The organism is Peribacillus sp. NPDC097197 (genome assembly GCF_050278025.1).
Taxonomy (GTDB): domain Bacteria; phylum Bacillota; class Bacilli; order Bacillales; family DSM-1321; genus Peribacillus.
In genome coordinates, this window is record NZ_JBNNST010000004.1 from 251209 (window position 1) to 271553 (window position 20345).

Below are 20345 nucleotides of genomic sequence, written 5' to 3' on the forward strand. Positions count from 1 at the left end.
CCTCTCATGCAGGACATTAAGATATTCCAGCGCCGATGACAAAGGATAGGGCGATTGAAATGATCATCGCAAGAAATCCCACTGCCCGATTATCTTTTTGTATCTCTTCATCTATTTTAAATCCCGGGGTCATAAATTCAAAAATAAAATAACCGATGAGTAGCAGGATAAAACCGTATACACCCCAGCCTATCATTGTAAGTAGCGAGTTCTGATGGAGAATGGACTGTTGGAACACATAGGCGATTCCAAAAATCTTGCCCCCGGTGGCCATCGCGACAGATAAATTCCCCTGTTTGATTTCCTCCCAGTTTTTGTACTTGGTGACAAGTTCAAAAACGGCTAAAAAAACAATTATGCATAATATAACGACACTATATCTGGCTGCTATATACACATACTCATTTTCCCATATGTTCTCCATGAGACAACTCCCTAACGGTATTCGACCATTCCTGCTAAGCAGCGTGCCTGAATGGCCACTTTCCTTTATTTAAATTCTACGACCGTCACACCAGTTCCGCCTTCTCCAGCTTCCCCGAAACGGATTTTCTTGACTGATCTGTGATTCTTCAAATATTCTTGGACCCCGGACCGGAGCGCACCCGTCCCCTTACCATGAATGATGGACACACGCGAATATCCTGCCAGCAATGCATCATCGACATACTTTTCGACCCTCGACAATGCACTTTCATATCGTTCCCCACGAAGGTCTAGCTCCAGGCTAACATGATAATCTCTTCCTTTGATCGTGGTTAACGGCTTCGTTTCTTTCGCCTTTGTCGTTTTAATGAATTCAAGGTCGGACTCTTTCACCTTCATTTTCATGATGCCGATTTGTACCTGCCATTCATTATTTGAGACTTTTTCAATCAGACTACCTTTTTGTCCAAAGCTTACAACCTTCACTTCATCTCCAGGTTTCAGAGTTTTATCCAAAGGCTTAGCTGCTTTTTTGGTTGACTTCTTCACTTTTGGCGCTGCTTCTTCCAGCCGTTTTTTCGCATCGATCAGTTCGTGCTCTTTTACATCGGCATGCTTTTCAAAACGGAGTTGGCGCAAGTCAGCAATAATCGCTTCCGCTTCTTTTTTCGCTTGTTCAACGATTGCCTCTGCTTCTTTGGCCGCTTTTTCACCCATCGCATCTCGTTCTTCATTATACTGTTCCATTTGCTTTTGAAGATCCTTGTGCAGAATGTCGGCCTGTTTTAGAAGCTCGGCTGCTTCTAGTTCCTCTTCTTCTGCCTTCTTACGGCTATCTTCAAGAGAAGCTATCATATTCTCGACTTTATTCGTATCCTCGCCAATATGGCTACGGGCATTGCTAATGACGCTCTCTTCCAAACCAAGACGCTTGGAAATTTCAAATGCATTACTCCGACCAGGAACACCGATAAGGAGCTTATAGGTCGGGCTCAAAGTCTCGACGTTGAATTCGACGCTTGCATTAATGACGCCTTCACGGTCATACCCATAGGCTTTCAGCTCAGGATAGTGAGTGGTGGCAATCACGCGCGCACCACGCTTGTAGACTTCATCCAATATGGAGATCGCCAGTGCGGCACCTTCTTGAGGATCGGTTCCCGCTCCAAGTTCGTCGAACAATACAAGGCTTTCATGGTCGACATTCTTTAATATATCGACAATATTGACCATATGGGAAGAGAACGTACTCAAGCTTTGTTCGATTGACTGTTCATCCCCGATATCTGCATAGATGGAGGAGAATACGGCCGTTTCAGAACCATCAAGAGCAGGGATTTGCAGACCTGCCTGGGCCATTAACGTACAAATGCCTATTGTTTTGAGTGTTACCGTCTTACCTCCTGTATTCGGTCCGGTGATGACAATCGTCGTAAAATCTTCTCCAAGGAAGATATCATTGGCAACGACTACATCCGCTGAAATAAGCGGGTGTTTCGCCTTGAATAGTTTCACGCGGCCTTCATTGTTCAAACGTGGTTTCGACCCTTTTATCGCTTTGGCGTATTTTGCCTTTGCAACAAGGAAATCCACATGGGCAAGCACCTTGACGTTATGGAATAGTTCTGGAGTGAACTCGCCTACTTTTTCGGAAATCTCGACCAAAATGCGTTCGATTTCCTGTGTTTCCTTTACACGTGTTTCCTGAAGGACATTATTCAATTGGACAATCACCTGTGGTTCAATGAACAGGGTTTGTCCTGATGAAGATTGGTCATGGATGATTCCACCATACACACTACGGTATTCCTGTTTTACAGGAATGACAAAGCGGTCATTTCGAATCGTAATGATGGCATCTGACAACATTTTCGTTGCATTCGAAGAACGAATCATGCTTTCGAGTTTTTCACGAACCCTGCTTTCATTCGTGCGAATCTGGTTACGAAGCGTGCGCAACTTATCACTTGCCGAATCCATCACTTCCCCATGTTCGCTAATAGCATAGGTAATTTCCTGTTGCAAATCAATCAGGGGATGAAGCGAATCGATAAACTCAGCCAATAGCGGAACTTCAATCTCCTGTTCCGCGATTTCTTCGAAAAATCGAGTCAAGATCCGACCAGCACGAATGGTGCTAGCCGTTTCCATCAATTCCATCGGGGATAACATGCCACCGATTTGCGCCCTTTTAGCCTGCAGGCGGATATCGAATATCCCTCCCAATGGAAGATTACCTTTTAACCGGACAATTTTAGCCGCCTCATCCGTTTCATCCTGCCATCTCGATACTTCCTCGAAGTCGGTGGAAGGCATTAATTGCTGTGCCTTCTCCTTCCCGATTGCAGACGAAGCATGGGAAACCAATTGTTCTCTAATTTTATCAAATTCCAATGTCTTTAAAGCTTTATTATGCATGGAGTTAAGACTCCTCCTCAGTGAGTAAATAATTAGTCATTTCTCTTTAAAAACGTCAATAAACCATCCGTATCCATCGCGTTAAGAACCGTTGTTTTTTTAATCCATCCTTTTTTAGCAGAAGATACGCCAACCGGCATATGTTCAAGCATATCAATACTATGGGCATCAGTATTGATCACAACCGTTACTCCCGCTTCCTGCGCTTTACGTAGATGAGGCGGAGCCAAGTCCAAACGGTTCGGGTTTGCATTCAACTCAAGTGCCGTATTCGTCTCGCGTGCCAGTTCAATTAGCATATCCATATCGACATCATATCCCGATCGTCTGCCGATGATTCTTCCTGTCGGATGGGCAATAATATCGACATGCGGGTTATTCAATGCCGTTTTTAATCGTTCCATGATCGTTTCCCGGGGCTGAGAAAAGCTCGAGTGGATGGAGGCGATGACCAAGTCCATCTCTGCCAGCAATTCATCATCGTAATCAAGGGTTCCATCTGGAAGGATATCCATTTCGATTCCTGATAGGACCGTAAAATCATCATATTTTTCATTAATGTCATGAATGATCTGTTTTTGTTCGCGCAACCGCTCTGCAGTCAAGCCATTCGCCACTTTCAAGTATTGTGAATGGTCAGTGATGGCCATATATTTATAGCCTTTGGCCCGACATGCTTCAACCATTTCTTCAATCGAATAAGCACCATCGCTCCAAGTGGTATGCATATGCAGGTCACCCTGAATATCTTCTACCGTTATAAGCGGTTCACTTTCATTGTACTGTTCCACTTCCGTCCCATCTTCACGTAATTCGGGTGGAATGAGCGGGATGCCGAAATGATTGTAAAATTGCTCTTCTGTTTCGAAGGTCAGAATTTCTCCCGTTTCAGCTACCTCCACGCCATATTCACTTATCTTTTCTCCCCGTTCTTTAGCCAACTGGCGCATACGGACATTATGTTCCTTCGAACCGGTGAAATGGTGAAGAGTCGTGGTGAACTCTTTATCCTGCACGATCCGGAAATCGACAGAAATATCATATTCATAATCAAGGACGACCGAAACCTTTGTATCACCTGCGGCAATGACTTGCTTAATGCCAGGCAATGAAAGAAGCTGTTCCTTCACCTCTTCGGGGTGGTCCGTGGATATGATGAAATCAAGATCTTTAACCGTTTCCCTCATTCTTCGCATACTGCCGGCTCTTGATGAGCGCGTGATATGCTCCATATTGCCAATCGCCATCTCGATATCGTCAGCAATCGGTCTCATGAAAGCAAGTGGAAGACGGTCAGGCCTTGATCCAGCCTCGGCAATGGCTGATAAGATCTTTTCTTCTGTTTTTTTACCGAAACCGGTCAGAGCCGCGACACGCCCCTCCACACATGCCAGTTTAAGGTCATTCACATCATTAATATGTAATTCTTTGTGTAGCTTGGCGATTTTTTTACCGCCTAATCCCTGAAGTTGTAAAAGCGGTATCAAGCCCTTCGGCACCTGCTCCTGAAGCTCTTCAAGAACGGTCGACTTCCCTTCATTGATAAATTCTTCAATGACGGATGCCGTCCCTTTCCCGATGCCATTCAACGCCGTAAAGTCATCGATGGCCGTTAGACTCCGGTCATCGGTTTCCAATGCACCAGCCGCCTTGCGGAAAGCCGATACTTTAAACGGATTTTCTCCTTTAAGTTCCATGTATATGGCTATCTTTTCCAATAATTTTATAATATCTTTTTTATTGATTGTCATTTTTTTCACCACCAAAATTAGTAGGGAAACTCCCTTGGATACTTTCTTAAAGATACCTTTCTTAACGCCAAAGTACAAGCCGTTCGATTATTACTTATACGAATCAACGATTAGGTAATCCCAGGCTGATCCACAGAAAAGGGCCCGCCCTTCCAAAGATGACGGTTTACAACTTTGAAAGGTAATGGACCCCAATTTAATGCGCTTATGAATTTACTTATTAAACCAAAGGTCTTCCACCTGTTCGGATAGGAACGGAGTATGTTTCACGATTGATTCTGCCAGGAAGGAGCCGGTAAGCGGTTCCTGGATGGAATCCATTGGCAGCAAGGCACCTATGTATAATATAATAAACATGATAAGATAGACTTCGGCAAATCCCAATATCGCGCCTCCCCAACGATTCAACTGTTTTAGGATCGGCAGGTAGGTGATGAAATTGAGCATTGATCCAAGCATTTGCCAAAGAATCTTAGTGGCAAAGAACACGATGGCAAAGGCGATGGCATTGTAATAAGCCGTCTCAAGCCCAACCGATTCGAAAAACATATTAAGCGTCGAAGAATCACCTATGGAAGGGAATGGAATCCACATTTTCAAGTTGGGGGCAAGATCCCCATAGAAGACATAGGCAATAATGAAGGCTACGATAAAACCTGTCATATGAACCAGTTGTAAAATAAAGCCACGCTTCAAACCGATTAATACACCGATTAAAAGAATGGCCAGAATTGCTAAATCAAGCATGTACTCAGTCCTTCTCTCTCTTTAATTCCAGTTGAAGCTGGTCCAGTTCATCTTTTAATTTAATATATTCGTGGATCGTGTTCACTGCGGTCAGTACCGCAAGCTTACTCGTATCCAAATGTGGGTTTTTCATACTGATTTCTCTCATTTTCTCGTCGACCATCGAAGCAACTAGGCGCATATGACTCGCGCTTTCCGTACCGACGATTGTATATGGTTGTCCGTATATGTCAACTGTCGTTTTATTTCGTTTATCGTCTGACAAAATGATGCCTCCAATCTAAACAATCCTATTTCTATCATATCATGAACTTTTTCGTCATGAAAGAGAGTACATCGTCATTTCTCGCATAAAAATTGCAATAATTTGTAAGTTATAAATTCCTTTAGTATGAATGATCCCTTAATAAATCAAATTGAGCGAGGAGTCCATTAATTATGTCCCATGTTGTATTACTTACAAGTCCTATCCAAATCCAAGCAATGAAAGCCCATTATATGAATAGCTCAGTTGCAAAGCTTCCACCTGGGAGTATATTTTCAGCCAAGCCCCCGCTCTGTACCGTAACCGGTTATAAATCCGGAAAGGTCCTGTTTCAGGGAAAAAATGCAGAATTGGAAGCTGCAAAATGGCAAAAGGATGCAGTAGCACCGAAGAAGAAGCCGGACTCTTCATCCACTTCCACAGTCAAAGTTCATCGTTATTTGCCGCCGGCCAACATTGCCACGATGTCGGTTATTGGTTCCGATGAAGTCGGGACCGGCGATTATTTTGGCCCCATTACCGTCGTTGCTGCCTATGCAAAAAAAGAACAGTTACTTTTATTGAAAGAACTTGGTGTTCAAGATTCAAAAAACCTGAAAGATCCACAAATCATCGAAATTGCTAAACAAATCAAGGATGTTGTCCCATTTAGCCTGTTGACGTGTGATAATCCGAAATACAATATGCTTCAGGCAAAAGGGATATCTCAAGGAAAGATTAAAGCACTCCTCCATAACCAAGCCATCAAGCACCTTATTCAAAAAATACAGCCAGAGCAAGCGGAGGCGGTCCTGATAGACCAATTCGCCCAGCCAAATGTATTTTTCAATTATTTGAAAGGCCAGGAGCCCTTTCAGGCTAACGCTACCTATTTATGCACGAAAGCGGAAGGCATTCACCTTTCCGTTGCGGCCGCTTCGATTCTCGCTCGTTACGCATTTGTGAAACGCTTTGACCTATTGAGCGAAAAGGCCGGTTTTAGAATCCCCAAAGGAGCAGGCTTTGCCGTCGACGAGGCAGCGGCACGCTTAATCCATGAAAAAGGGATCGACGCCTTGAATGACTTTACGAAAACACATTTTGCCAATACGGAAAAAGCAAAAAAAATATATCACAAGAAATACGGGAAATGAGAACGGGAATTGGAAACGTAAATGCCTTTGGGCTTGCTTCTTATGATAGTAAGATGAATGTATTCAGAAGATCTTGTCGACTATAAGAAAGTACATATTATTAGGAGGCGGTCTTCATGCAATTATCAGCAAGAAACCAATTAAGTGGAAGAATCACTGAAGTTAAAACAGGACCTATTTCAACGGAAATAACCATGAGTATCAATGGTGTAGACATCGTATCCAGCATTACAACGGCTTCTGCAGAATCGATGGATCTAAAAGTGGATGATCAGGCGACAGCAATCATCAAAGCAAGTTCCATCATGATTGCAAAGTAACTGATACATATCCTAATAGAAGACTCTCACCCACCTTTCATTCTAGAGAAGTGAGTGAGAGTCTTCTTTTAAATTTGCATCCTATCAAACGAAGGCGTTACACCCAGAAAAACAGCCTCCTGAAATGCCAGGAGGCTGCCTTTTTTGATGCGATTTATCTTATCCTCGTAATTCTGCTCCGGCTTTTTCTTTAACCGCTGCAAGCACTTTTTCATGCGCTTTGGTGATATCCTCGTCCGTCAATGTACGTTCCGGATCGAAGTATTTCAATGAGAAAGCGATGGATTTCTTGCCTTCTTCCATTTTTTCGCCTTCGTATAAGTCAAAGATGTTGACTTCTTTCAATAACTTGCCACCCGCTTCCAAAATAATATTTTGGATGTCGCCGGCTTTCGCTGCTTGCTCGACTACTAACGCGATATCGCGTGTGGTCGATGGATAGCGTGGGATCGTTTGATATGCAATCGGCGCCACTTCCGCTTCAGCCATAGCTTTGAATGAAAGTTCGAAGATGTATGTTTCCTTTATATCCAAATCCTTCTGAACGGTTGGATGCACTTGGCCGATGAAGCCGATTACCTCACCATGCAACAGTACTTCCGCTGTCCGTCCTGGATGCATATCTTTGATTTCCGCTTGGCGATAGCTGATTTGATCAGTTAACCCCAGCGTATCGAAAATTGCTTCGATCACGCCTTTTGCTACATAGAAATCAACCGATTTCTTTTCGCCTTGCCAAGGTTGAGATTCCCATAGTCCTGTAATAACTCCAGCTACATGCTCTTTCTCTTCAGGAAGCTCTTGATTGTCTTTTTTGAAGAAGACAGAACCAATTTCATATAGAGCAAGTGAGTCAAGCTGGCGAGCATTATTATATTTCACGACTTCTAATAATTGTGGAACGATGCTTAAACGCAACTGGCTCCGTTCTTCACTCATCGGCATGGCCAAACGGATGGAATCACGGGCGTTCAATGCAAATTGAGCCGCTTTGTCCTCGCTTGTCAACGAATACGTAACCGCTTGATACAGTCCTGCTCCTTCAAGGGTACGGCGGACTTTACGACGTTTCATTTGATAATCCGTCAATTGGCCAGGAGTCGCGGCACCAACCGGCAATGTTGCTGGAATGTTGTCATATCCATAAAGACGGGCAGCTTCTTCCACTAAATCCGCTTCAATCGTAATATCTCCACGGCGTGTAGGAACGGTGATCGTGAACGTTTCATTGTCCAGAGCCACTCCAAATTGAAGACGTTTGAAGATGGATTCCACTTCAGCGACAGACATATCCGTGCCAAGAAGCGTATTGATTTTTTCAAGGGTAATGCTAATGACAGCTGGCTCCATTGTCAGTTCATCAACCTCTGCCGTTCCTTGAAGAATCGTTCCGCCTGCATATTGTGCAATCAATTGAGCTGCACGTTCTCCAGCTTCACGCACGCGAGCTGGATCGACACCCTTTTCAAAACGGGCACTTGCTTCACTACGTAATCCATGATCTTTCGAAGCTTTACGTACAACCGTCCCGGCAAAATAAGCACTTTCGATAATGACGGTCGTTGTATCATTCTTCACTTCTGAGTTTGCCCCGCCCATTACTCCTGCAATCGCAACTGGCTCGGTGCCGTTCGTGATGACCAGATGATCTGGCGATAATGTACGTTCCGTTTCATCCAAAGTAACGATCTTTTCGGCTTCGTTCGCTTTACGGATGACAATTTCCTTTGAACCCAAACGATCATAATCAAAGGCATGTAGTGGCTGACCATATTCAAGTAAAATGTAATTCGTAATATCGACCACGTTGTTATGCGGACGAATGCCTGCTGACATAAGGCGGGTCTGCATCCAAAGTGGAGATGGACCTACTTTTACGTCCTTGATGATTTTAGCGATGTATAATGGATTATCTTCTTTTGCTTCCACTTTGATGTTGATATAATCAGTGGCTTTTTCCGTTGCTTCTTCTTTTTCGATAACTGGCCATTTCACGTCACGACCAAGAATGGCTCCGACTTCATAAGCAACACCGAGCATGCTTAAAGCATCTGAACGGTTTGGCGTTAAACCAAGTTCCAGCACTTCATCGCTTAAACCAAGCTCTTCTAGTGCATCTTTGCCAACTTCCACATCATTAGGGAATACAAAAATGCCTGTTGCATAATCTTTAGATACAATCTTGGATTCGAAACCTAATTCTTGAAGCGAGCAAATCATTCCGTGAGATTCTTCTCCGCGAAGCTTGGCTTTCTTGATTTTAAAGTTACCTGGAAGTACAGCGCCAACAGTCGCTACGGCTACTTTTTGGCCTTTATCCACGTTCGGGGCCCCACAGACGATTTGTACAGGAGCCTCCGCTCCAATATCAACCAGGCATTTATTCAGTTTATCGGCATTCGGATGCTGTTCGCGTTCTAGTACGTGTCCGATGACAATCCCTTTAAGCCCTTCACTTTTCTTTTCTACCCCTTCAACCTCAATGCCGCTCTTCGTGATTTTATCCGCAAGCTCAGTTGCATTGATGCCGGAAAGGTCTACATATTCCTGCAACCATTTATATGATACAAACATGGTAGGTCCTCCTCTTTAAAATTAAAATTTATGCTTCATGATGATGGAATTGTTTTAAGAAACGAACATCGTTTGTATAGAAGTGACGGATATCATCCACGCCGTATTTTAGCATCGCGATCCGTTCTACACCGATTCCAAAAGCGAATCCGGAGTATTTCTTCGAATCGAATCCAGCCATTTCAAGGACATTCGGATGAACGATTCCTCCACCCAGCACTTCGATCCATCCTGTTTGTTTACATACATTACAACCTTTACCGCCACAGATTTTACATGAGATATCCACCTCTACTGATGGCTCCGTGAAAGGGAAGAAACTTGGACGAAGACGGATTTCCCGGTCTTGGCCGAATACTTTCTTAGCAAATACATCAAGTGTTCCTTTCAGGTCGCTCATGCTGATGTTTTCATCGATGACCAAGCCTTCAATTTGCTGGAATTGATGCGAGTGCGTTGCGTCATCATTATCACGACGATACACTTTACCTGGACAAATGATTTTAACCGGACCTTGGCCTTTATGTTTTTCCATCGTTCTTGCTTGTACTGGAGACGTGTGGGTACGCATCAAAATCTCATCCGTTATGTAGAATGAATCTTGCATATCACGTGCTGGATGGCTCTTCGGCAAGTTCAATGCCTCAAAGTTGTAATAGTCCGTTTCGACTTCAGGACCTTCAGCCACTGTGTATCCCATACCGATGAATAGGTCTTCAATTTCCTCGACGACCCGTGTTAACGGATGAAGATTTCCTTTCTTAACCGGACGGCCTGGTAATGTCACATCAATCGTTTCTGTTGCAAGCTTCTTATTAACGGCAGCTGTTTCTAATGCCGCTTGTTTTTCCTCGATTTTCGACGCGATGGCTCCACGGACCTCATTAGCTAGCGCTCCGATTTTCGGACGTTCCTCAGCTGATAATTTCCCCATTCCGCGTAATACCTCTGTAATCGGCCCTTTTTTCCCTAAATAAGCAACACGGACTTCATTCAGTGCTTTTAGTTCGGAAGCTGCGGCAACTTTTTGCAACGCTTCTTCCTGCAGTTCTAGTAAACGTTCCTGCATCATGTCTTCCTCCTTTAGTTTTCCTTTTGTAAAAATGAACACAAAAAAACCCCACTCCCAGAAAGGGACGAGGTTTATGTATCGCGGTACCACCCTTATTAGTGCCATCTGCTAAAAAGCATGAAGCACTCACTCATAAAAAATAACGGCTCTTCACCGGAACATTTTTCAGACACTCTGTCTTCCCAATGCCAACTCGAAAGGTGAATTCCCTTAAGCAGTGCCATAAAAATGCTTTCAGTCACGGCATTTTTTCCCTGGTTATGGATGTCTTAAGTTACTACTCTTTGTCATTGTTGTTTTCATTATAAAATTCTGTTTCATTATATTATAAATGAACGGCCGTTTCAAATTGATTTTCTTAAATAGTACATTAAAATACCGGCCGCGATCCCGACATTCAGTGATTCACTTTTCCCGTAAATCGGAATATAAAGGTTTTTGGTCGTTTTCACCAATAATTCCTTGGAAACTCCTTGGCCTTCATTACCGACGAGCAGTGCAAATCGCGAAGACCTTTCCACCTCTTCAAAGGGCGAGCCACCTTCTAAGGCCGTGCCATAAACCGGCATGCCTTGTTGCTTCAGTTCATCAATGATCTCGGAAAGATTCCCTTTAACCACCGGCATATGAAACAGGCTTCCCTGCGTGGAACGGACCACTTTCGGATTATACAAATCGGCACACCCTTCTCCTAGAATGACAGCATCGATTCCGGCTGCATCAGCTGTCCGGATCATCGTGCCGATATTGCCTGGATCTTGCACCGCATCGATCAACAGTAGTTTGTCCGGATTGATGGAAGACATGCTCATGGTTTTCTGTTCACAGACAGCGGCTATTCCTTGTGGGCTCTCCGTATCGCAAATCGCCTTCATGATATCAGTTTTCACATAGATGACATCCGTGCCTTCAAGCGAAAAATGGGCCGGCATTTCTGTTTCTTCATTTACGATTACTTCCATGACGATTTCTGCCTTCAATGCTTCTTCAACAAGATGAAAACCTTCTACTAAATACGTACCGGTTTTATCCCGTTCTTTTTTGGTCAATAATTTTTTCCACTGCTTCACCTGAGGGTTTTTTACAGACTCAATATATTTCAAGGTAAACGCTCCTTTAATATTTCACGCTAATTATCCTATTATAACGTAATTCGTATACATATTGAATGCCTGTTTGTGAAATGCTAGTTATGTGAGTCATTATGTGTTAGAGGAGGAAAAATCATGAATTTAAATTTACGCAATGCCATTATTCAGAATGTATCCGGAAATACGCAAGAACAGCTAGAGGATACGATAGTCGATGCGATTCAAAATGGTGAGGAAAAAATGCTACCAGGTCTTGGCGTATTATTCGAGGTCATCTGGGAAAATTCATCCGAACAGGAAAAGCAGGAAATGATTACGGCTCTTGAATCTGGATTAAAAAAATAACAGCCATCCACGGCTGTTATTTTTTCGGCTCATAAGTGATCCGTATTAATGCGATTTTTGATGTATGGGTCCGTTAAGTCAGGGTTCTCATCGCTATCTTGTGGCACCTTTCCGTCCCCGGGAGCCGTGGTCCGATTCAGTGCGTCTCCTACATCCAGTGAATGTTTGGTGTCAGCGGAAAACGGATCTGCATGGGGATCGCTCGCTATCGTTCCCTCATAATCCTCTGGTCTTGGTTTCTTATACTGCTCCGTGGAATTCGACTTCATCTCTTTCTCCTGTGCCCGTTTCGATCCCATCTCTTGATTATCATAGATGTTGGTTGAATTCCCATGAAGTTCTTCGCCTTTACCTGGCTGTGCCTCTACTTCACTTGCTTGATAGGCATTCGCCGTCGTTTCAGGGAAAAGATTCGGATCCGGATTATTCACGATACCGGTTTTAAGTGGGTTATTCTCTTGGGAGGTAATATGATCTTCGGTCTCTATTGGGGTCTCGTCGTCAAGAAGAATCAAGAACTTCCCGGCTTCAACTTCATTTATATAAGCCGTGGCTTCACTATCGGCTAAACCCAGATTCCCTAAACGATTTCTGATATCACCGGATCCTTCATTCAAGAAGAAGTGTTTCACTTTTTCTACGAATGAATCATCATCCTGGTTCGTGATAATATCGACGTCCTCATTCTGGCTATTGTTCACAAAAGCCACATCTTCTTTTTTATTCGCGATTACGGTGATTTTCTCACTATCCCATCCTTTTAAATGAAGCGCCTGGATTTCCTTGTTTGCTTCGGAACTAGAATCATAAACACCATGCAATGTTTTTCCCATGAATTATTCCTCCTTTTGTAGCATTACTATTTAATCTTGTTATACCCTTACCATCCAAAATTAAACAAAAATCAGGCTCTAGCCAGTCGATAAGGATTTAATTCCACTCGTCATGAACCTAAAAAAAAGACCTGCCGTCTCGTAAACGGCAGATCATTCTCTATTAATCCCTTAACGAAGTTTTTGTTGTTCTTCAAGGGTTTTCACATTTCTCTTTTCTTCTAATGGGTCATGCCCTACTCCGGTATTGACCCCAGTATTGACTCTTCCGGTATTGAGAGAATCGCGATTCTTCACTGAATCCGTTTTATTTAAAGCATCTCTCTTGGTCGTTTCACCTAGATTTTTTTCACGTACGATGGATGAATCACTACTATCAAGCTGGATATCTTCTTTTTTAAGAGTATCCTGAACTTGTTCAGTGTCTTGTACCACTTGTTTCTTGATGACAATTTCATCAGTGACCACCGGTTTTTTGGTCACTTCCAATTTTTCCTCAACAACTGGAATTCTTACAGTTTCCCCATCTTTAATGCTTCCTGCTTCCAGTCCGCTTTCTCTACCTGTAACAGGCCGACGTTCAATCGTTACTTCTTCGTGCTCAACCGGAACATTAATGGTTTTTTGCTGTTCCTTCACTTCTTTATCGATGACGACTTCGCCTGCCTGAACTCTTTCTTTATCAATATTCAACTGTTCTTCACGTAGTCGAATCGTTTTTTCATCTTCTGTCGTTCCACGACCACGGCCATTCATGACAGAAGTATCCTTATCGTTCACTAAACCATTCTGTACAGTTCCGTTGGTTCCGTTGAAACGCGGGTTTTCCGAGTTGCTATCCAACGTCTTTCCAACCGGACGGGTGCTTCCTTCTGTTCCAGCCTTGAATGAATCTCTTGGTGCAGTTAGATGACCTTTGCCTTCTTCAACTAAAACCAACACTTTTCCTCGTTCTACATCATACACATATTCAGCTGCTTCACTATTAGAAAGCCCTGCATCCGCTAGTTTCGTTGAAAGGTTCGCATGCTCATCTGGCATGAAGAAGCGTGCCACCTTGTCCATAAAGCTATCATCATGTGATGCATTCGTAATGGTATGGACATCCGTTTCCCTTTGTTGATTCGTAAAGTCCAGTGTTTCTTCTTTGTCTGCTACAACCGTTATATCTTCCCCTTCATAGCCTTTCGCTTTAAGTGCATTGATTGCTTGGATCACTTCTGCATTAGATTCATATACTCCATAAACTGTCTTATTCATATTAAATTCCTCCTCGTATTTTATCGATGTATTTGGTAGTTGGTATATTTAGAATGTACCCGTTAGTATGCGAACTAAACGAATAAGCCATATTACATTTGTGTTATAACATTACATTACGTTCTCAAAAACGAATGCCTTTTCCCTCCAGACCCCATCTGGACTAGGGATGCAAGCATTATATAAATGTAATGTTTAGAATCAATACCCCATTTTACTAGTTTTCATAAACTCAATAGATTCGCTTTCTTCTATATATAGGCGTCCTACCTACTAAAGAAGTGTCTCCAAATCTCCCCAACTGGAATTTTAGAAACAAAAAAACCCCCTCCTGTTTAAGATTATCCTTAAAGCAGGAGGGGGTTTTACTCTCATTATGGAATCATCCAAGAAAGGATGCCATTTTGCAAGAACGTGATAATACATACAAGAAGCAATAAGAACAAACTATGCTTGAGGGTGAATCTCAATAATTCGGACTCCCTACCAGCCAGTCCGACAGCCGCACAAGCGATGGCAATCGACTGAGGGGAAATCATCTTTCCGGTTACACCCCCGGAGGAATTCGCCGCGAGCGCCAATACCGGCTCCATTCCAATCTTTAAAGCGGTAACTTTTTGCAGGCCGCCAAATAATAGATTGGCAGATGTATCCGAACCTGTAATGAACACACCTAACCAGCCAAGGACCGGTGCGAAAAACGGGAAGAAGTCTCCGGTCTTTGCAAGTGTCATTCCCAAGGTCGTCGACATCCCCGAAGAATTCGTCACATAAGCGAAAGCAACGACAGAGGAGATCATCAAGATTGGCTTGGCTAATTCTTTCATGGCTTCCACAAATGTATCCAAGAATACTTTTGAAGACATATGTACGATGAACTTTGTCACAATGGCCGCCAGTAAAATGGCCGTTCCTGCTGTACCGAGCAGTTCGATTTTATAAAAAGCTGCAATGGGCAGGCCATTGCTACCAATAATTTCATTATGCAAACCAGGCACTTCAATTTGGAAAGTTAATAGTTTACCAATTTCATTAATTCCTTTTAAAATGGCATTCGTTCCCTCATAATGACCGGATAATGCCGGCTTTATTGGATTCAATCCCCAAATGGAAATGAAACCCGTCAACAGAAGGAATGGGGACCACGCATGGAATATCTGCCATTTCGTATACTTTTTCTCTGGTTCTTGTTCGGAAGCGAATTCTTCAACAGCTGCTGCCGTTTCTTCCGACTTGAATCGAAAAATCGTTTTTGGCTTCCAGAATTTCAGGAAGATGGCTAAGGCAAACAATGATACTAATGCAGAAAGAATATCCGGTAATTCAGGTCCAAGGAAATTCGAACTTACATATTGGGTAATAGCAAAAGATAGACCGGAAACGATGACAGCCGGCAACACTTCAATCGTCCGTTTCCATCCAGACATGATCATGATGAGATATAGTGGGATGAAAGCCGACAAGAAAGGTAACTGGCGACCGACCATTTTGGATATTTCCATAGCCGCAATACCAGTAGGTCCTTCCATCGCAATAATCGGAATCCCTACCGCACCGAATGCAACAGGTGCCGTATTGGCGATTAAACAGATTCCCGCTGCATATAGCGGATTAAATCCAAGTCCCACCAGAAGAGCTGCAGAAATGGCCACTGGTGCACCAAATCCAGCCGCCCCTTCTAAAAAGGCCCCGAATGAGAATGCCACCAATAAAGCTTGAAGGCGGCGATCTTCCGTCAAGGACAGGACAGAAGATCGGATAATGTCAAATTGCCCACTTTTCACAGTCATCTTGTACAAGAATACGGATGTGATGATGATCCATCCGATAGGCAACAGTCCGTAAACGGCCCCTTGAGAAGCTGACATCACGACTTTTCCTGCCGGCATCCCATACGCGAAAACGGCAGTTACAAAAGCAACAAGCAAGGTTGTCAAACCCGCTAGGTATCCTTTCATCCGTTTGATGGTAAGAGCCCAGAAAAAGTACAAAATGGGTATAAGCGCTACTAGAGATGATAGTACCAGATTATCAAGAATCGGTGTAAAGTTCTGTGTCCATGTCATTCGTTTCGACTCCATTCACTATATTTTTCAAACTTTCAGATATTTATATTCAATGAAAACCCTTTCACATTTATATTTCTTCATATTGCTGGAAGTCATCAGATGACTTGATGATTATTTATTTAAGGTAAATGATTAGAAATGGAAAATCAAGGTTTTTTTATTTTTTGATCATATTTCCTTATCGACAGATGAGAAACCAACAATGTGTTATATAATAAAGATAACTAGAAAAAGCAAAGAAAATCGGGGTGTTCCTACTTGACCTACAAAAAAATCAAACCAAAGAAAATTTATGAAGAAGTCAGTGATGAACTGTATGAAATGATTCGTTCCGGTACTTTGAAACCGGGCGATAAATTAGATTCCATTCAACAGCTTGCGGAAAATTTCCAGGTCGGCCGCCCGGCAATTCGTGAAGCATTAAGTGCCCTTAGCTCGATGGGGCTCATTGAAATTAAGCAGGGCGAAGGAACATTCGTGAAAACTTTCGACCCTAGCATCATGAACTACCCATTGACTACAGCTCTGTTGATGGATAAAGAAAATATTAAAGATTTACTGGAAGTCCGAAAAATACTTGAATCTGGAACTGCCGAGTTAGCCGCGAAAAAGCGGACCGCTGAGGACATTGCCGAAATGGAGACGAAGCTTGCGGAAATGCTAAAGGTAGCCGACGATGAAGCATTGAGTGATAGAGCTGATATAGGCTTTCACGTGACCATTGCGAACGCTTCTAAAAATGAGTTGCTCATTACATTGATGAGCCAGGTGTCAGTGATGATGACCGAAAAGATGCGTGACATTCGACGTCTTGCTCTCTATTCTGAAGAAATGTCCCTTAAACGGCTTTATCAGCAACATACCCAAATTTACCAAGCAATCGTCGACAAGGACGAAGCCGGCGCCCGCCATGCCATGCTTTTCCATTTGCAAAATGTCGAGGAATCTTTTGATAAATTCATCCTCCAAACCAGTGAGAAAAATCAATAATACGCACGGTTACTAAAAATGAACTATACAAATTATACAGAATTTGATATATTATTCTGAAAAAGATTCCATGTTTCTAGGGAAAATGGCAAGTTATTCAACCATTTCCTTTTTCTGTTTTAGTCATCAGATGACCTGTTAACTCATTTGGAAAAGGAGGAAAAATTATGAAAGTGACTTTATTCGCCACATGTTTAGTGGATTTATTTCAATCCAATGTCGGAAAAGCGACGGTGGAACTGCTCGAAAGGCTTGGTTGTGAAATTGACTTTCCGGAATCACAGATTTGCTGTGGACAACCGGCTTATAATAGCGGCTATACAAAGGATTCAAAAGAAGCAATGAAAAAGATGATCCATACATTTGAGGATGCACAATATATTGTCACCCCTTCTGGTTCCTGTGCAGCTATGTTCAAAGAGTACCCGGTTCTTTTTAAAGGAGATCCGGTTTGGGAAAAGAAAGCTGTTGCATTGGCAGAAAAAACATATGAACTGACTCAATTCATCGTGGATGTACTAAAGGTGACGGATGTCGGTGCTAAGCTTGAAGGTAAAGCGACCTATCATACATCCTGCCATATGACTCGATTGCTCAAAGTGAAAGAAGCTCCTGCCATTTTATTGAGCCATGTTAAGGGACTGGAAATGACACCGCTTCCGGACGCCCAAAACTGTTGTGGCTTTGGGGGGACCTTTTCAGTCAAGATGGGAGACATTTCCGGACAAATGGTAGAGGAAAAGGCTTGTAATGTGGAAGATACCGGAGCCGACTTTCTTATCGGCGGAGACGCTGGTTGCTTAATGAATATCGGGGGCCGTATCCAACGTAAAGGGCAACCCATCAAGGTTTTACATATTGCGGAAGTATTAAATAGCATTTAAAGAAACCGAGGAGGCAAAACGATGTCTATGAAAACGAGTTCTGCCAAGTTTAAAGACCGGGTGGACGAAGGAATACAGAATGACTTTATGCGATTGGCCGTTTCGAGTGCCCAAGAACGTTTACATGGACGCCGCCTAACGGCCGTTGATGAATTGGGAAACTGGGAGGAATGGCGCTCCCTTGGGGAAGAAATCCGCCAACATGTACTAAGTAACCTTGATTTTTATTTACATCAGCTTGCCGAAAATGTATCCAAAAGGGGCGGTCATGTCTTTTTTGCGGAAACGGCGGAAGAAGCTAGTGGGTATGTTAAGGACGTCATCGAAAAAAAGAACGCAAAAAAAGTCGTGAAGTCGAAATCCATGGTCACGGAAGAAATTAACCTGAACGCAACACTAGAATCAGCGGGAGTCGATGTCATCGAAACGGACCTAGGCGAATATATCCTGCAGCTTGATAACAATGATCCGCCTTCACATATCGTGGCACCAGCGCTTCATAAGAACAAAGAACAAATTAGAGACGTTTTCAAAGAAAAGCTCGCCTATACGAAAACTGAAAAGCCTGAAGAGCTGACGGACCATGTCCGGGGAATCCTGCGGAAAGAGTTCCTGAGTGCCGATATTGGAATTACTGGCTGTAACTTTGCGGTTGCTGAAACGGGCTCCATCGGTTTGGTAACGAACGAAGGCAACGCAGATTTAGTGACGGCCCTTCCAAAAACCCAGATTACGGTGATGGGGATGGAACGTCTCGTACCGACGTTCGATGAATTTGAAATCCTTGTCAGTTTATTGACGAGGAGTGCGGTCGGCCAGAGATTGACCAGTTACATTACCGCCCTTACCGGACCAAGAGATGAAGGGGATATTGATGGCCCCGAAGAATTTCACCTTGTCATCGTGGATAATGGACGTTCCAAGATTTTAGGGACTGAATTCCAATCGGTACTCCAATGCATTCGCTGTGCCGCATGTATTAATGTTTGTCCGGTCTATCGTCAGGTTGGCGGTCATTCCTACGGTTCGATTTATCCAGGCCCAATCGGGGCGGTACTTTCCCCTCTTCTTGGTGGATATGAAGATTATAAGGAATTGCCTTATGCATCGACGCTTTGTGCAGCCTGTACAGATGCCTGTCCAGTAAAGATCCCGCTTCATGATCTATTGAGGAAACATCGTGAAGTCATTGTCGAAAAAGAAAAAATGGCTCCTTTTTCTGAAAAAATGGCGATGAAGGCATTCGGAATTGGCGCTGCCTCCCCGATGCTTTATAAATTCGGATCCAAAATGGCTCCTTCCGCCATGTCTCCTTTCAAGACTGGGGATATTATTTCAAAAGGACCAGGACCACTTAAGTCTTGGACGGAAAGCCGTGAATTTCCTGCCCCTAATAAGGAAAGCTTCCGAGATTGGTTCAAGAACCGTGACAAAGGAGGGCAATCATCATGACCGGAACCATTCAAAACGAGGATACATTTTTAGCGAAGATAGCCAAGAACTTGGGGAGGTCCCCCATTACGGAAGGCATATCCCGCCCCGTATGGAAACATGCCCCACAGATGGAAGTCTTGAAACATGCAACACAAGAAGAGCTCGTCGAGGAATTACGAGAACAGTGCACCCGGATTCATACTCAGGTCCATCTTACGGATTCAAGTCAGACTGCACATGTTTTGCAACAGGTCATGGAAGAACTTGGACATGGGCCTGTCATCATCCCGAAAGACCAAAGATTCACAGACTATCAATTAATGGATGTATTGAATGATACAGGCGTCCATGTTTGGGATCATCAAATCGGGAGAAAGAATATTGAAATGGCGGAACGTGCCAACATCGGCATAACGTTCAGTGAAATCACGCTGGCCGAATCTGCTACAGTCGTTCTGTATAGTGATAAGGACCATGGCCGCTCGATTAGCTTCTTGCCCGCTTGCCATGTTTCCATCATTCCAAAGAGCAGCATCGTTCCGAGGATGACCCAGGCCGCTATGGCACTCCGGTCCAAGGTTCAGCAAGGTGAGCTTGTTCCATCCTGTATTAACTTCATTACAGGGCCAAGCAATTCCGCTGACATCGAAATGGATTTGGTCGTAGGCGTTCATGGCCCAATCAAAGCAGTCTATATCATCGTTGAGGATAAATAAAGAAAAAATGGAGAGCT

Annotated in this window: 18 protein-coding genes and 1 other annotated feature; of the genes, 7 read left to right on the forward strand and 11 right to left on the reverse strand. The window is 43.4% G+C overall.

The window, feature by feature from the left end; all coding sequences use genetic code 11:
* Positions 1-16: 16 nt before the first annotated feature.
* From ACQKL6_RS07875 to zapA, 5 genes are all read right to left on the reverse strand, one after another.
* On the reverse strand, positions 17-424 hold the full coding sequence (locus ACQKL6_RS07875) for a DUF350 domain-containing protein (RefSeq protein ID WP_402874507.1): 408 nt from the start codon (positions 422-424) through the stop codon (positions 17-19).
* 65 nt (positions 425-489) lie between these two features.
* Positions 490-2844, reverse strand: coding sequence for an endonuclease MutS2 (locus ACQKL6_RS07880; RefSeq protein WP_427650934.1), 2355 nt, complete (start codon positions 2842-2844; stop codon positions 490-492).
* A 32-nt stretch (positions 2845-2876) separates the two neighbouring features.
* Positions 2877-4595: a DNA polymerase/3'-5' exonuclease PolX gene (gene polX, locus ACQKL6_RS07885; RefSeq protein WP_427650935.1), complete on the reverse strand. Its 1719-nt coding sequence runs from the start codon at positions 4593-4595 to the stop codon at positions 2877-2879.
* A gap of 213 nt (positions 4596-4808) precedes the next feature.
* Entirely contained in the window at positions 4809-5342 is a 534-nt protein-coding gene (locus tag ACQKL6_RS07890; RefSeq protein WP_402874498.1) for a CvpA family protein, read from the reverse strand.
* A gap of 4 nt (positions 5343-5346) precedes the next feature.
* A complete protein-coding gene (gene zapA / locus ACQKL6_RS07895; RefSeq protein ID WP_402874495.1) occupies positions 5347-5607 on the reverse strand; it encodes a cell division protein ZapA in 261 nt (86 codons plus the stop codon).
* A gap of 173 nt (positions 5608-5780) precedes the next feature.
* Between zapA and rnhC the strand changes: the two genes are divergently transcribed.
* Positions 5781-6740: a ribonuclease HIII gene (gene rnhC, locus ACQKL6_RS07900; protein WP_427650936.1), complete on the forward strand. Its 960-nt coding sequence runs from the start codon at positions 5781-5783 to the stop codon at positions 6738-6740.
* A 116-nt stretch (positions 6741-6856) separates the two neighbouring features.
* Positions 6857-7060, forward strand: a complete 204-nt coding sequence (locus tag ACQKL6_RS07905) for a TOBE domain-containing protein (RefSeq protein ID WP_402874489.1) — start codon at positions 6857-6859, stop codon at positions 7058-7060.
* A 159-nt stretch (positions 7061-7219) separates the two neighbouring features.
* On the opposite strand, the gene pheT is transcribed toward ACQKL6_RS07905, so the two are convergent.
* From pheT to ACQKL6_RS07920, 3 genes are all read right to left on the reverse strand, one after another.
* Positions 7220-9634: a phenylalanine--tRNA ligase subunit beta gene (pheT, locus tag ACQKL6_RS07910; protein ID WP_427650937.1), complete on the reverse strand. Its 2415-nt coding sequence runs from the start codon at positions 9632-9634 to the stop codon at positions 7220-7222.
* A gap of 28 nt (positions 9635-9662) precedes the next feature.
* Positions 9663-10703, reverse strand: a complete 1041-nt coding sequence (gene pheS / locus ACQKL6_RS07915) for a phenylalanine--tRNA ligase subunit alpha (RefSeq protein WP_407408221.1) — start codon at positions 10701-10703, stop codon at positions 9663-9665.
* A 60-nt stretch (positions 10704-10763) separates the two neighbouring features.
* Positions 10764-11006 (reverse strand) — a binding site (T-box leader).
* A 44-nt stretch (positions 11007-11050) separates the two neighbouring features.
* Positions 11051-11809 (reverse strand): TrmH family RNA methyltransferase, encoded by a 759-nt coding sequence (locus ACQKL6_RS07920; protein WP_427650938.1) that lies wholly within the window; start codon positions 11807-11809, stop codon positions 11051-11053.
* Positions 11810-11932: 123 nt separating this feature from the next.
* Between ACQKL6_RS07920 and sspI the strand changes: the two genes are divergently transcribed.
* On the forward strand, positions 11933-12142 hold the full coding sequence (gene sspI, locus ACQKL6_RS07925; protein WP_402874477.1) for a small acid-soluble spore protein SspI: 210 nt from the start codon (positions 11933-11935) through the stop codon (positions 12140-12142).
* Positions 12143-12171: 29 nt separating this feature from the next.
* Here the strand turns inward: sspI and ACQKL6_RS07930 are convergent, their stop codons facing one another.
* The 3 genes from ACQKL6_RS07930 to ACQKL6_RS07940 all read right to left on the reverse strand — a co-directional run bounded on the left by ACQKL6_RS07930 (position 12172) and on the right by ACQKL6_RS07940 (position 16301).
* Positions 12172-12975, reverse strand: a complete 804-nt coding sequence (locus ACQKL6_RS07930) for a general stress protein (protein ID WP_427650939.1) — start codon at positions 12973-12975, stop codon at positions 12172-12174.
* 171 nt (positions 12976-13146) lie between these two features.
* On the reverse strand, positions 13147-14235 hold the full coding sequence (locus tag ACQKL6_RS07935) for a YsnF/AvaK domain-containing protein (protein ID WP_402986567.1): 1089 nt from the start codon (positions 14233-14235) through the stop codon (positions 13147-13149).
* 374 nt (positions 14236-14609) lie between these two features.
* Positions 14610-16301, reverse strand: coding sequence for an L-lactate permease (locus ACQKL6_RS07940; RefSeq protein WP_402986569.1), 1692 nt, complete (start codon positions 16299-16301; stop codon positions 14610-14612).
* A 261-nt stretch (positions 16302-16562) separates the two neighbouring features.
* Here ACQKL6_RS07940 and ACQKL6_RS07945 point away from each other — a divergent pair, with 261 nt between their 5' ends.
* The 4 genes from ACQKL6_RS07945 to ACQKL6_RS07960 all read left to right on the forward strand — a co-directional run bounded on the left by ACQKL6_RS07945 (position 16563) and on the right by ACQKL6_RS07960 (position 20328).
* Positions 16563-17294: a FadR/GntR family transcriptional regulator gene (locus tag ACQKL6_RS07945; protein WP_402957697.1), complete on the forward strand. Its 732-nt coding sequence runs from the start codon at positions 16563-16565 to the stop codon at positions 17292-17294.
* Positions 17295-17461: 167 nt separating this feature from the next.
* Entirely contained in the window at positions 17462-18178 is a 717-nt protein-coding gene (locus ACQKL6_RS07950) for a (Fe-S)-binding protein (protein WP_402874462.1), read from the forward strand.
* 21 nt (positions 18179-18199) lie between these two features.
* Complete coding sequence (locus tag ACQKL6_RS07955; RefSeq protein ID WP_402874459.1) at positions 18200-19630, forward strand: LutB/LldF family L-lactate oxidation iron-sulfur protein; 1431 nt, start codon at positions 18200-18202, stop codon at positions 19628-19630.
* Positions 19627-20328: a LutC/YkgG family protein gene (locus ACQKL6_RS07960; protein WP_402874456.1), complete on the forward strand. Its 702-nt coding sequence runs from the start codon at positions 19627-19629 to the stop codon at positions 20326-20328. The genes ACQKL6_RS07955 and ACQKL6_RS07960 overlap by 4 nt, the downstream gene beginning before the upstream one ends.
* The last annotated feature ends 17 nt before the right edge of the window (positions 20329-20345 follow it).